A 13,545-nucleotide genomic window follows, 5' to 3' on the forward strand; every position below is an offset into this window, starting at 1 on the left:
TGTGTATAAGAGACAGTGTAAATACACTATAATATTTCTGTAACTCATCAAGAGTAGTGGAGGGATAGGCCCTATGAAGCTACAGCAACCATTCCAAGAGGAAAAGGTGCTAATTCCTATGACAAATGTCGTTAGATGGGAGGGTCTCTCATGAGTACATGAGAGGCTTTTTTTCGTATTAGGAGGATAAAATGGCTGAAAAACATATGTTTTTTACTTCTGAATCTGTTACTGAAGGCCATCCAGATAAAATAGCTGACCAAATTTCTGACGCTGTTTTGGATGCGATTATTGAAAAGGATCCAACTGCTCGTGTAGCTTGTGAAACTTTAGTTACTACTGGTCTAGTTCATGTAGTAGGTGAAATTTCTACTAATACATATGTAGATATTCCTCGCATCGTACGTGATACAGTTCGTGAAATTGGTTATACACGTGCAAAATTTGGCTTTGACTGCGACACTTGCGGTGTACTTGTTTCTATTGATGAACAATCTGCTGATATTGCGATGGGCGTAGATGAAGCTCTTGAATCTAAAGATGGTAATGGTGAAGCACTAGATAAAATCGGTGCTGGTGACCAAGGTATGATGTTTGGTTATGCATCTAATGAAACACCTGAACTTATGCCTATGCCTATTTCTTTGGCTCATCGTTTATCCCGTCGTCTTACAGAAGTTCGTAAAGATGGCACTTTAACATATCTTCGTCCAGATGGTAAAACTCAAGTGACTGTTGAATATGTTGATGGTAAACCAAAACGTATTGATACAATTGTTATCTCTACACAACATAGCCCTGAAGTTACGCAAGAACAAATTAAAGCTGATTTAAAACGCTTTGTTATCGATGCAGCATTGCCTGCTGAATTTGTTGATGAAAATACAAAATATTTCATTAACCCAACTGGCCGCTTCGTAATCGGTGGTCCTCATGGTGATGCTGGCTTGACTGGCCGCAAAATCATCGTAGATACTTACGGCGGTATGGCTCGTCATGGTGGCGGTGCTTTCTCTGGTAAGGATCCATCTAAGGTTGACCGCTCTGCAGCATATGCAGCTCGTTATGTAGCTAAAAATGTTGTAGCAGCAGGCCTTGCTGATAAGTGTGAAGTACAAGTTGCTTACGCAATTGGTGTTGCGCATCCTGTATCTGTTTTAGTTGATACTTTTGGTACAGGTCGCATTGAGGAAACTAAAATTCAAGAACTCGTTAAGAAACATTTCGACCTTCGCCCAGCAGGTATTATTGAAATGCTTGATTTGTTAAAACCTCATTATCGCAAAACTGCAGCATATGGTCACTTTGGTAGAACTGATGTAGATTTACCTTGGGAGCGTACTGACAAAGCAGCAATTTTAAAAGCTGAAGCTGGCTTATAATACAAAAGGTCTTAGTAGAATTTCTACTGAGACCTTTTATAGTAAATGAAAGGATATAATGTATGCGTGTCGCACAAGTTATTATTAATAGACCGGCCAAACAACTTCATAAACCATTGAGCTATTTAATGCCTGAAAAGTTTGGTAATGTCTTACCTGGTACACGCGTACTCATTCCTTTAGGCAATAGTCGTGAAGAGGGAATTCTTATTGGTTATGAAGAATTATTAGAATCCCCTGAATTTAAATTGCGAAATATTGTTCAAGTATTAGACAATGAACCGTGGTTTACACCTGAAATGATGGATACTGCTCGTCGTTTAAATGAATATTATTTATTCTCTTATGGCGATGCATTGCGTTTATTTACTGTTAATAAAACTCTAAAATCTTATGAGGCGCCTAAGGAAGAATGGCTTGTGGTTACACCTGCTTTTACGGTAGAACAATTTAGTGAACGAAAAAAGAAACAACGAGAGTTGGCAAAATATTTACTTGAAGTAGGGGGCGCATCAAAAGCTTTATTATTAGCTAAAGGCTTTTCACGTATGGTCATTAAACAAGTGAGTGAAGCTAAGGGGATTACTATTGAATCTAGATTTAAAGCGACAAAGACTACCTTTGATGAACTGTTTACAGCAGAAGTCAATATACCACTAACTGATGCACAACAAGCTGTATATGAGCCTATTCAAGAGGCGATGAATTCACATCAACATAAAACCTTTTTGCTACATGGTGTAACGGGTAGCGGAAAAACTCAACTATATTTAAAAGCTACAGCAAAATGCATTAGTCAAGATAAGACTGCTATTATTCTAGTTCCAGAAATTATACTGACAGATCAAATTGTACGGCGCTTTGTAGAAACCTTTGGTGATGAAGTTGTAGTATTTCATAGTAAGTTAACAGTTCAACAACGCAATAATAACTGGGAGCGTTTGCGTCGCAAGGATAGTCATATTATCATTGGTGCACGATCAGCAGTATTTGCTCCCGCAGAGGACATTGGACTTATCGTAGTAGATGAAGAGCATGATACTTCTTATAAGCAAGAGGACATGGTTCGTTACCATGCTAGAAATGTTGCATTATGGCGTGGGGAAGCACATGGTTGTCCTGTAATACTAGGTTCTGCAACACCATCTGTAACCTCCTATTATAAAGCTAAGCAAGGGGAATATCAGTTGCTTGAATTGCCACATCGTATTTTTGAACAACCAATGCCAAAAGTAACTATTGTGGACATGAAGGAAGAAATTCTTCATGGCAACTATTCTGTTTTTTCTGATGCTATGAGTAGCTTAATTCAAAAAACATTGAATGAACATAACCAAATGATTATTCTATTGAACAGACGTGGTTATAGTACCTTTGTAATGTGTCGCGATTGCGGGGAAACTATTATGTGTCCTCATTGTGATGTAGCTATGGTGTATCACCAAGCAGGTGAAGAATTACGGTGCCATTATTGTGAACATCATGAACCGATTCCTACGGTCTGTCCAAAGTGTAATAGTAAACGCATTAAATTCTTTGGATCAGGTACACAAAAGGTAGAGGAAGAGTTGCGACGTCATTTTAAATCGGCTCGTATTGCCCGCCTTGATCAAGACGTAACTAAAAACAAACAATTAGCAGAAGATATTTTACAAGATTTTGGGACTCATAAATATGACATCTTACTAGGAACACAAATGGTGTCAAAAGGTCATGACTTTAAAGATGTAACAGCTGTTGGTATTTTAACGGCTGATTCAGTTTTAAATATTCCTGTATATTCCGCATCTGAAAGAACTTTTGATTTACTTACACAAACATCTGGTAGAGCTGGTCGTGGTGATAAACCGGGCAGTGTAGTAATACAAACATATAATCCGTTAAATTATGCTATAATAAAGAGTAAGGCTCATGATTATGTAGGCTTTTACAACGAAGAAATTCAAAATCGTAAAGCATTAGGATATCCTCCGTTTAGAGAGATGATTCACATGGTAGTGCGTCATCAAAATATGGAGACCTTAGAGGCCATAGCTAATCGTATTGTAAGCGATTTAGAGGCCCATAAAGGTAATACTGATATTCTCATTAATGGACCTTATGAAGCAAGTATCAAAAAAGTACGGGATATGTATCGTTTAGCGATTATGATTCGCGGTACTGACTTATCAAATTTAAAAGAATATATATATAATTCATGGATCTTCACACAAGAAGGACTTTTGATTGATGTAGATCCTGTTTAGTATAGGAGTATAAATGGCAGTATTAGATGTTGTAAAAGCAGGTCACCCCGTTTTAAAACAAATTGCGGAACCTGTAGAACATGTTAATAAAAAACTTAGAGCCCTTATCGATGATATGGCGGAAACAATGTATGAGACTGAGGGCGTTGGACTTGCTGCACCTCAAGTAGCGGTGTCAAAACGAATTATCGTCGTAGATGATCATGCCGGTAGTGGTCTCATTGCATTAATTAATCCTGAAATTACTCATGCTGAGGGATCTCAAGTGGGACCAGAGGGTTGTTTAAGTGTACCAGGGTATTTTGGCGATGTGGAAAGATTCGACAAAATTACCGTTAAAGGTATAGACCCTCATAATAAAAAGGTAACAATTAAAGCTGAAGGATTTTTAGCGCGTATTTTTCAACATGAGATTGATCATTTAGAAGGTCATTTGTTTATTGAAAAAGCAACTAACTTACGATTGATTACTGATCACCCAGAGGAGAAAGAAATTGTCTAATCAAAAACAATTGCGCGTCGTATTTATGGGGACGCCTGACTTTTCGGTTCCTACTTTGGAAGCATTAATAAAGGCTGGTCACTCTATTGTTGGTGTATACTGTCAGCCAGATAAACAAAAAGGTCGCGGTAAACAAGTTCAAATGCCACCTGTAAAAGTGGCAGCTTTAAATCATAATTTACCTGTATTCCAACCGGTAACATTACGTGATGAACAAGTACAAGCAGAACTTGAAAATCTAAATCCCGATGTAGTAGTAGTTATTGCATACGGTAAAATTTTGCCGCCATGGCTTATTCGTTTACCACAATATGGATGTATTAACGTACATGCATCTATCTTACCTAACTATAGAGGGGCTGCGCCGATTCACTATGCTATTTTAAATGGGGATACTAAAACAGGTGTTACCATTATGCATATGGATGATGGCCTTGATACTGGTGATATCATCGATATCGTAGAGACCGATATTTTACCTAGTGAAACGACAGGTCAATTATTTGAACGTATGGCGGTGCTTGGTGGCGAAACTATTGTTCCCGTATTAACTCGTTGGGTTAATGGGGAAATTAAGGCTACGCCACAAGATGATACAATGGCTACACATACTGCTAAGATTACAAAGGAAATGGGGCACATAGACTGGTCTAAGTCAGCCCATGAAATTGTAAATCTTATTAGAGGTCTTAATCCAGCTCCTGGATGTTATACGTACCTCGATGGAAAACGTTTAAAAGTATGGTCTGGTGAAGTGGTTCCAAATGATACGACTCACGGTTTGATAGATATCCATGGTAAACATGTATCAATTGCTATATCAGCCACAACTATACCTGGTACAATCGTATCTAAAATAGCCGGTTTAGGTGTATATTGTGGTGATGGAAATATAATTCTATTGACAGAGGTCCAGCCAGAAAATAAAAAACGTATTTCTGCTATTGATTTTATTAATGGACATCAGATAAAGGAAGGTATCGTTTTTGGAGACTCAATATAAGCAGTACGAAACGTATCCGTTATACCTGATATTGTCATCAATTACATGTGCCATAATTACTGTAATTATGGGATTTCTAATGTATATATTAGAGCCTGGACTTTCACAATTACATCCTGTTGCACCCATAATAAGTACAGTGATTTTTTCTGTATGCATTTGTGTTATATGGTTATTGTGCGCATCCTTGATTATTGCTAGTTTCGGTATACTACGGTTACATCCTATTGTTTTAAGGCTTGCTAACCAGTTTATATATGGACTGTTTCCAGTGTCCCTATTGATTGGTAAAGTGAGAGGGGTTACTAAGGATCAATTGCGTCAGTCTATGATTGACTTAATTAATCATCTAGTGATGCTTGATATGTATACAGTTGATCCAGAACGTATATTATTATTGACACCTCATTGTTTACAAGAAAGTTCATGTGTTCATAAGGTTACACATGACGTATACAATTGTAAGCAATGTGGTAGATGCCAAGTTGGAAGTTTATTGCAAATTGCTAAAGAGTATGGCTGTCAATTTATAGTGGTAACAGGTGGTACATTAGCGCGAATGAAGGTAAAAGAAGCACGACCAAAGGCTATTGTAGCTATTGCTTGTGAACGTGATTTAGCAAGTGGGATGGCTGATGTATTTCCCATACCTGTCATTGGCGTTTTAAATGAAAGACCTAATGGACCTTGTTGCAATACTACAGTAGATCCTCAACGTGTTCGCGCAGCAGTTGAACAATTAATTGGTAGGAAAAACGATGACTGAAGTTAAAACGAATCAACAACTAAATATTCGATTGCTCGCAGTGAAAGCTTTGAGTGATATTAATCGTAATGGTGCTTATGCCAATATCAAGTTACAAGAGTATTTACAAAAATATCATTTATCCGATTTAGATCGAAGATTTTTCACGGAGTTGGTCTATGGTGTTATCCGTAGAAAAAATTATTTAGATGCCATTATTGTTCATTTCGCGAAAAGACCATTAAAGAAATTATCGTCCATGGTTGTAGAAATCCTTAGACTTGGCATTTATCAAATTATCTATATGGATAAAGTTCCTGAAAGTGCAGCGGTCAATGAATCTGTAAAACTGGCAAAAAAGTTAACTAGAGGATTATCTGGCTTTGTAAATGCCGTATTACGTTCAGTATTACGTGAAAGTGATAGTATTTCTATTGGAGAACTTGCCAAGTCTGAGGCTGAAGAAATTTCTTTCATTTATAATCAACCTTTATGGCTTGTTGACTTATGGATGAATGAAATGGGGAAGGATAAGACTATAGATCTTTGTGCTTGGTTTAATGAACAACCTCGTTTGACAGCACGTATAAATACTGTAAAAGTATCTATTGAAGATTGTTTAAAAGAACTACGAGATTTAGGATGGACTGTTGAACAGGACAATGATATTCCAGAAGTAGTTTATATTGATGCACATCAAGGGCACTTGGAAAAAGCAAAACCTGTTATGGAAGGTCATATTACCTTTATGGATAAAGCGTCTATGCTCGTTGCTCATGTAGTTGATCCTAAGCCAGGCGAGCGCATATTAGATTGTTGTGCTGCACCAGGTGGTAAGTCTATGCATATGGCAAGTCTCATGAATAATACGGGTGCTATTATGAGTTGTGATATATACGATCATAAATTAGAGCTTATGAATCAAAATGCTGAACGACTTGGAGTATCCATAGTTTCAACTAAGCTACAAGACGGTCGTTATTTACCCGATAATTGGAAAGAACAATTCGATCGCGTCTTAGTAGATGCACCGTGTTCTGGACTTGGCATATTACAAAAAAAGTTGGATATGCGTTGGCGTAAAACACAATCTTTACTTACTGACTTACCTCCATTACAGCTTGAAATATTAGAAAAAGCTGCTGAAATGGTTAAAGTTGATGGATATTTAGTATACTCTACTTGTACTATCAATAGTGGGGAAAATGAGGATGTACTAGAAAAATTCCTAGCAACTCATAAGAACTTTATCATTGATCCTGTATCATTTGAAGGGTTGCCACAAGCTGTAGAGGGTATGATTACAACATATCCGCCACGAGATCAGATGGATGGATTCTTTATGGCTCGTGTAAAACGCATATCATAATAATAGAAATGGAGTACCATGATAGAATTATTGGGTAAGTCTTTAGAAGAGTTACAATCTATCTTTAAGACCCATAATATACAAAAGTTTCGAGCGAAACAGTTAATCGACTATATCTATCATAGATATGTGTTCGATTTTCAAGAAATGACACAATTCCCAAAAGAATTGCGTCAATGGTTAAGTGATAATTGTATTATCTCTTTGCCTACATTAATTACGGAGTTTGTATCTCCAGATGGGAAGACTCGTAAAATCCTTGTTGAAATGACTGATCAAAGCCGGGTAGAAGCCGTTTTAATGGAGCAACATTATGGATACTCTGTATGTGTTTCTTCTCAAGTTGGCTGTGCCATGGGTTGTGTGTTCTGCGCCTCTACACAGGGTGGTTTATATCGTGATTTAACAGTGTCTGAAATCATTGGACAAGTTGTTATTTTCGGAGCTCTTACAAAAGAGCAAATCCATTCTGTTGTAGTTATGGGGGCAGGGGAACCATTACAAAACTATGATAATGTTTTGCAGTCACTGCAACTATTACATGATCCTATGATTTGTAATATTAGTTATCGGAAGATGACTATTTCCACTTGTGGTTGGGTTCCTAATATTTATAAATTAGCTGATGAAGGTTTGCCTATAACGTTGGCTCTTTCATTACACGCTACAAATAATGAAGTGCGTCGTAGTATTATGCCAGTTGGGGCTCGTTATGAATTGACGGAAGTCTTAGATGCGGTAAAATATTATTATGATACGACTCAACGTCGTATCACCTTTGAGTATATTCTTATAGATTCAGTAAATGCATCTATGGAGGAGGCTCATGCATTGGGGAAAATCTGTAAAGATTTCCCAAATTGCCATGTTAATTTAATACCTGTTAATGGCAATGAACATATAGAATTATATAAACCATCTATTACGAATATGAATACATTTAAAGACATCGTTGCTTCCTATGGCGTATCTGTAACGGTACGTAAAGAGATGGGCGATGCTATCCAAGCCGCATGTGGGCAATTAAAAGCAGCTCATGGTCGGAAAAAGGAGAATTATGAATAATTTTGTTGGTTTAAGTAAAATTGGACTTGTGCGTCAGCGCAATGAAGACCGTTTCTTTATTGATGGTAACGTTTGCGCTGTCACTGATGGCATGGGTGGATATAGTGGCGGTGAAATCGCTAGTACCTATGCTGTTGATGAAATTAAAGAGTATTTGGCCTCCCTTGAAACTGTGGGGCAACAAAATTTATGTGATGCTATTATTCATGCCAATGAACGTATAGCTAATCGCGTAGCTCATGAAGAACGTCTTGCTGGTATGGGCACTACTGCTGTTGTTACGGCCGTTAATGGTGACCAATTATACTGGGCAAGTGTTGGTGATAGTCGTTTGTATGTATATAGAGATGGTCTTTTACGACAAATTACTACAGATCATTCTATGGTACAAGAATTATTAACTGCTGGAGAGATTACAAAGGATGAAATGCTAAATCACCCTCAACGAAATTTATTGACCCGTGCAGTTGGGGTTGATGATACCTTAGAGGTTGATAGTGGTGTAGAATCTATTCTTCCAGGTGATCGTATTTTACTTTGCACTGATGGACTATGTGGTTATGTATCAGATGATGTTATTGCTAGTGCATTACAATCTAATAATGATGATATGAAGGTTGTAGAATCATTGATGGAAACCGTATATGATGTCGGAGCAGGAGATAATGTGACCATTGTGGTGGGAACAATCTAATCTAGAAATGGAGAAATAATGAGTACTATGAATATAAAAGGTATACTTCTAGATAACCGCTACCGAATTGTTGATAAAATTGGCGTTGGCGGAATGGCTGACGTATATCTTGGAGAAGATACCTTATTAGGTAGACAAGTAGCAATTAAAGTATTGCATGCTAACTTTGCTAATGATGATGAGTTTGTTACGCGTTTTAAACGAGAAGCACAAGCGGCGGGCAAATTAAATCATCCTAATATTGTAAATATGTATGATGTAGGGTTTGATCAAGATTTACACTATATCATTATGGAATATGTAGATGGTGAAACATTAAAGGAGTATATAACGCGACATGGCAGACTATCCATAGACGAGGCTGTAAAATTCACTATTGCTATCGCAGAGGGGTTAGAACATGCGCATACGATGGGAATAGTGCATTGTGATATTAAACCTCATAATGTCATTATTACTCGTACGGGCCGTGTAAAAGTAACTGACTTTGGTATCGCTCGAGCTATGAATGCTACTAATACAGTTATGTACACGAATTCAATTTTAGGCTCTGCTCACTATTTATCACCTGAACAAGCCAGTGGGAAACCAGTAGATGGTAATACTGATATCTACTCTTTAGGCGTAGTTTTATATGAAATGCTTACAGGTAAAGTTCCTTTTGAAGGGGAGACTCCAATTGCAGTAGCATTAAAACATGTACGTGAAAAAGTAGCTCCACCAACTCGATATAATCCTTCAATCCCACCGCTTTTAGAAGCTGTCGTAATGAAGGCATTATCTAAAAACCCTGCAGATCGTTTTGATTCTATTTCTGACATGATAAGTGATTTACGATTGTCTCAAGGCTTTACAATGGGTAAAACTCAACGTCATGAACCATATGATTTTGCAACTCAAATGATTCCAGCTGTTGATCCTGAAGCACTTGAGGATTTCAGTGATATTCAAGAAGAGCAAAAAGATGAGGGTAAAAAGAAGAGCATGTTAAGTAAAATTGCATCTATCCCACAAAAATATATCGTCCTAGGGGCTGCCGTAATTTTTTTAGTAGCCTTCTTAGGTGCCTTCTTGAGTTATGGTAATTTCTGGAGTAACACAACTGTAGATGTACCTAATGTTGTGGGTAAACAAGTTTCTGTAGCTAAAAATATTTTAGAAGATAAACATTTGCGTGTTTCTACAAGCGAGGTTACTAATCCTGATGTACCAGCTGGTCAAGTTATTTCTCAAACACCAGGTGCAGGAGAAAAGGTTAAAGAACAACGTACAATTCACCTTGTTGTATCTAAAGGTGTTGGTGATATTACAGTACCGGATTTGTCTGGCTTAACAGTAGACCAAGCTCGACAACGACTTAAAGATGTTGGTTTAGTTGTTGGTAAAGTAACACAACAGTCTGTAGATAATAAACCTGATGGTGTTATCATAGCTCAAAGTCCATCTGGTGATTCTAAAGTTTCTAAAGGTACAACAATTGATCTCGTTGTAAATAAAGCTAAAGCTAAAAAGATTCAAATGCCAAATGTTATTGGTATGACTTTAAAAGATGCACGAGATACATTGAGTAATGCTCATCTTGGTGTTAATCAAGTCGCTGGTTCTGTAGAGGAAAAATCTATTGTAACAGAACAAAGCATAAAAGCTGGCGATGAAATTGATGAAGGTACTGCAGTAAATCTAACTACTGAATATAAAGATGACAAAAAGAAAAATGATAAAAAATCTGACAGCAGTAGTAATAAAACTACTGGTACGGTAGATATTACAGTGCCGGCAGGCTCTAAAAACCAAGAGCTAAAAATTGTCGTAAAAGATGATGACGGTTCTGCTGTAATCTACGATGATACAAATAAACCTGGTGATCGTATTGTTAAAAAAGTGTCTGGTGTAGGTAATGTTCGCATTGAGGTTTATCTCAATGGTGCATTAGTACAAGAAACAGCATTATAGGGGAATTATGATTACAGGTATTGTTGTCAAAAATATGAATGGTTACTTTTATGTACAAGACGATAACAGTACTGTTCATGAATGTAAAGTTCGAGGCAGATTAAAGAAAGGTCGCTACAGTTTACTTGTTGGTGACCGTGTTACGATTTCAGAGGATGGATTCGTTGAGTCCATCCATGATCGTCATAATGCTATGGTAAGACCTGCGGTAGCCAATATAGACCAAGTTGTATTGGTTGTAGCTGCCCATGAGCCGGATATTAATGAGTTATTGCTCAATAAAATGTTGGTTATGATTGAGCATGCAGATATTCCTATTGTATTATGTATCAACAAATGTGATTTGATGGATTCAGATACGGAAGAGATGGTAAAACTTTATCAATCTATCGGCTATGAAGTATTGATGACATCAACATATAATATGACAGGTATTGATGACTTACGTCATGTCTTAGAACACAAGGTAACTGCTTTTGCAGGTCCTTCCGGGGTTGGTAAAAGTAGTTTATTAAATGCAGTGGACCCTAAGTTTGCATTCCAAACGGGAGAGGTTAGTGACAAAATTAAGCGTGGTAAACATACTACTCGTCATGCTTCCTTATATAGTTTGGATTCAAATTCCTTTATCATGGATACACCAGGCTTTAGCGCCATTGAGTTCAATGATGTTTCATTAGAACGGTTACCTACGTTATTCCCTGAATTTAGTGATTATGTTGATACATGTAAATTTAATCCTTGTTATCATGAACATGAACCTATTTGTGGCATAAAAGATGCTTTAGAGGCTGGCCATATTCATCAAGGACGATATGATGCATATATGTCTATACGTAATGACATAGAAAGTCAACGAAAGAGGTTTTAAAATGATTAAAATTGCACCATCTATGCTCTCTGCAAATTTTGCAACATTAAGTGAAGAAATAAAATCTATTGAATTAGCAGGAGCAGACTTATTGCATATTGATATTATGGATGGTCATTTTGTACCAAACCTAACCTTTGGTGCACCTATAGTAAAAGCAATCCGTCCTTATACACAACTACCATTTGATGTTCATTTAATGGTTACTAATCCTGGTGATTACGTAGAAGAGTTTGCAAAGATTGGTGTAGAGTATTTTACATTCCATCAAGAAACAGTGCCTCATATGCATCGATTGATTCAACATATCAAACAATGTGGTATGAAAGCAGGGGTATCACTTAATCCAGGTACACCAGTATCTTTATTGGAGGATGTAGCAGGTGATCTTGATATGATTTTAATTATGTCCGTAAATCCTGGCTTTGGTGGTCAATCCTTTATTCCAAACGCTATTAAAAAAGTTAAACAAGCTAAAATGCTATTAGAAGAAGTGGACAACACAACTGCAGTTATTGAAGTAGATGGCGGTATTAATGATATTACTTGTGTACCTATTAAACGAGCAGGTGCTACAATTTTAGTTGCTGGTTCCGCTGTGTTTGGCGCTGATGATCGAGCAAATATGATTGAGGCCATTCGAAATAACTAGTTATTATAATAATTGTTATTTTGAGTTTACTATCTTAATAATATGAGTAGTATCTAAACAGTATTATGTTTTGAAATAATAGCTACTAGAAAAATAATTTTATAATCAAATAGAAGGAGTGAGGTTTTCTTAAATAAATCCTCACTCCTTGCTTGCTTTTAGAATAATTTTTTGGTAAAATTACTGGGTATGAAAAATATGCACGTCGGTGGACTTCGGTACTGTGCCTAATTTTGGGTGACCCGAAGGATGAAGCGGCGGAGGTTAATTAACAGGAGGTGCCACAATGGCAGTAGTATCAATGAAACAATTATTAGAGGCTGGTGTACACTTTGGTCATCAGACTAGAAGATGGAACCCTAAAATGGCGAAATTCATCTTCACTGAACGCAATGGTATTTATATCATTGACTTGTCCAAAACAGTTAAAAAAGTAGAAGAAGCTTACAATTTCTTGCGTGAAGTTGCTTCCCAAGGCGAAGTAATCTTGTTCGTAGGTACTAAAAAACAAGCTCAAGAAGCTATTAAAGAAGAAGCTATCCGTGCTAACATGTTCTTCGTTAATGAACGTTGGTTGGGCGGTATGTTGACTAACTTCAAAACAATTGAAACTCGTATTAAACGTTTAAAACAATTGGAAGCTATGGCAGAAGATGGTACTTTCGAAGTATTGCCTAAAAAAGAAGTTATCGGTCTTCGTCATGAAATGGAAAAATTGGAAAAATATCTTGGCGGTATCAAAGATATGCCTAAAATGCCAGGTGCTCTTTTCGTAGTTGATCCTAAAAAAGAAAAAATCGCTATTGCAGAAGCTAAAAAATTGGGTATTCCAGTTGTTGCAACAGTTGACACTAACTGCGATCCTGATGAAGTAGAATTCCCAATCCCAGCAAATGATGACGCTATTCGCGCTGTAAAATTGTTGGCTGGTAAAATGGCAGACGCTGTTCTTGAAGGTCGTCAAGGCGAATCTTTAGACGGTGCTGAAGCTGCAGAATAATTCTGTTAAGCTACTTAATCATTTCTGATTAGCATTTGAAAGATAAATCTATAACATATATAA

12 protein-coding genes and 1 riboswitch are annotated in these 13,545 nt (G+C 37.0%); all 12 genes read left to right on the forward strand.

Annotation, left to right across the window (positions count from 1 at the left end; genetic code table 11):
* Positions 1–41 precede the first annotated feature (41 nt).
* Positions 42–142, forward strand: a riboswitch (SAM riboswitch).
* 49 nt (positions 143–191) lie between these two features.
* The 12 genes from metK (at position 192) to rpsB (ending at position 13,482) form a co-directional block, all read left to right on the forward strand.
* A complete protein-coding gene (gene metK / locus QZ334_RS03975; RefSeq protein ID WP_119208182.1) occupies positions 192–1,382 on the forward strand; it encodes a methionine adenosyltransferase in 1,191 nt (396 codons plus the stop codon).
* A 62-nt stretch (positions 1,383–1,444) separates the two neighbouring features.
* Positions 1,445–3,628: a replication restart helicase PriA gene (priA, locus tag QZ334_RS03980; RefSeq protein WP_295232132.1), complete on the forward strand. Its 2,184-nt coding sequence runs from the start codon at positions 1,445–1,447 to the stop codon at positions 3,626–3,628.
* A gap of 13 nt (positions 3,629–3,641) precedes the next feature.
* Positions 3,642–4,130 carry a peptide deformylase gene (def, locus tag QZ334_RS03985; protein WP_005386746.1) on the forward strand — a complete coding sequence of 163 codons (489 nt, stop codon included), beginning with the start codon at positions 3,642–3,644 and terminating at the stop codon, positions 4,128–4,130.
* Positions 4,123–5,133 (forward strand): methionyl-tRNA formyltransferase, encoded by a 1,011-nt coding sequence (gene fmt / locus QZ334_RS03990; protein ID WP_285364181.1) that lies wholly within the window; start codon positions 4,123–4,125, stop codon positions 5,131–5,133. Before def ends, fmt begins: the two co-directional genes overlap by 8 nt.
* Positions 5,117–5,899 carry a DUF116 domain-containing protein gene (locus QZ334_RS08345; protein WP_060924648.1) on the forward strand — a complete coding sequence of 261 codons (783 nt, stop codon included), beginning with the start codon at positions 5,117–5,119 and terminating at the stop codon, positions 5,897–5,899. Before fmt ends, QZ334_RS08345 begins: the two co-directional genes overlap by 17 nt.
* Positions 5,892–7,247, forward strand: a complete 1,356-nt coding sequence (gene rsmB, locus QZ334_RS04000) for a 16S rRNA (cytosine(967)-C(5))-methyltransferase RsmB (RefSeq protein ID WP_024066848.1) — start codon at positions 5,892–5,894, stop codon at positions 7,245–7,247. Before QZ334_RS08345 ends, rsmB begins: the two co-directional genes overlap by 8 nt.
* An 18-nt stretch (positions 7,248–7,265) precedes the next feature.
* Complete coding sequence (gene rlmN, locus QZ334_RS04005; RefSeq protein WP_295232139.1) at positions 7,266–8,312, forward strand: 23S rRNA (adenine(2503)-C(2))-methyltransferase RlmN; 1,047 nt, start codon at positions 7,266–7,268, stop codon at positions 8,310–8,312.
* The gene (locus QZ334_RS04010; RefSeq protein ID WP_295232142.1) at positions 8,305–9,006 is read left to right on the forward strand and encodes a Stp1/IreP family PP2C-type Ser/Thr phosphatase; all 702 of its coding nucleotides are present in this window, start codon (positions 8,305–8,307) and stop codon (positions 9,004–9,006) included. The genes rlmN and QZ334_RS04010 overlap by 8 nt, the downstream gene beginning before the upstream one ends.
* Before the next feature lie 27 nt (positions 9,007–9,033).
* On the forward strand, positions 9,034–10,959 hold the full coding sequence (gene pknB, locus QZ334_RS04015; RefSeq protein WP_295232151.1) for a Stk1 family PASTA domain-containing Ser/Thr kinase: 1,926 nt from the start codon (positions 9,034–9,036) through the stop codon (positions 10,957–10,959).
* Positions 10,960–10,966: 7 nt separating this feature from the next.
* Positions 10,967–11,830, forward strand: coding sequence for a ribosome small subunit-dependent GTPase A (rsgA, locus tag QZ334_RS04020; RefSeq protein ID WP_295232145.1), 864 nt, complete (start codon positions 10,967–10,969; stop codon positions 11,828–11,830).
* A 1-nt stretch (position 11,831) separates the two neighbouring features.
* The gene (gene rpe, locus QZ334_RS04025) at positions 11,832–12,482 is read left to right on the forward strand and encodes a ribulose-phosphate 3-epimerase (protein ID WP_295232148.1); all 651 of its coding nucleotides are present in this window, start codon (positions 11,832–11,834) and stop codon (positions 12,480–12,482) included.
* A 286-nt stretch (positions 12,483–12,768) separates the two neighbouring features.
* Complete coding sequence (rpsB, locus tag QZ334_RS04030; RefSeq protein WP_005386735.1) at positions 12,769–13,482, forward strand: 30S ribosomal protein S2; 714 nt, start codon at positions 12,769–12,771, stop codon at positions 13,480–13,482.
* Positions 13,483–13,545 lie beyond the last annotated feature (63 nt).

This window comes from Veillonella sp. (assembly GCF_019414865.1).
Taxonomy (GTDB): Bacteria; Bacillota; Negativicutes; order Veillonellales; family Veillonellaceae; genus Veillonella.

Excerpts from the sequence above, each read along its gene's own strand:
- metK (WP_119208182.1), top strand. The coding sequence starts at position 192 with ATGGCTGAAAAACATATGTTTTTTACTTCTGAATCTGTTACTGAAGGC.
- priA (WP_295232132.1), top strand. The coding sequence starts at position 1,445 with ATGCGTGTCGCACAAGTTATTATTAATAGACCGGCCAAACAACTTCAT.
- def (WP_005386746.1), top strand. The coding sequence starts at position 3,642 with ATGGCAGTATTAGATGTTGTAAAAGCAGGTCACCCCGTTTTAAAACAA.
- rsmB (WP_024066848.1), top strand. The coding sequence starts at position 5,892 with ATGACTGAAGTTAAAACGAATCAACAACTAAATATTCGATTGCTCGCA.
- rlmN (WP_295232139.1), top strand. The coding sequence starts at position 7,266 with ATGATAGAATTATTGGGTAAGTCTTTAGAAGAGTTACAATCTATCTTT.
- QZ334_RS04010 (WP_295232142.1), top strand. The coding sequence starts at position 8,305 with ATGAATAATTTTGTTGGTTTAAGTAAAATTGGACTTGTGCGTCAGCGC.
- pknB (WP_295232151.1), top strand. The coding sequence starts at position 9,034 with ATGAATATAAAAGGTATACTTCTAGATAACCGCTACCGAATTGTTGAT.
- rsgA (WP_295232145.1), top strand. The coding sequence starts at position 10,967 with ATGATTACAGGTATTGTTGTCAAAAATATGAATGGTTACTTTTATGTA.
- rpe (WP_295232148.1), top strand. The coding sequence starts at position 11,832 with ATGATTAAAATTGCACCATCTATGCTCTCTGCAAATTTTGCAACATTA.
- rpsB (WP_005386735.1), top strand. The coding sequence starts at position 12,769 with ATGGCAGTAGTATCAATGAAACAATTATTAGAGGCTGGTGTACACTTT.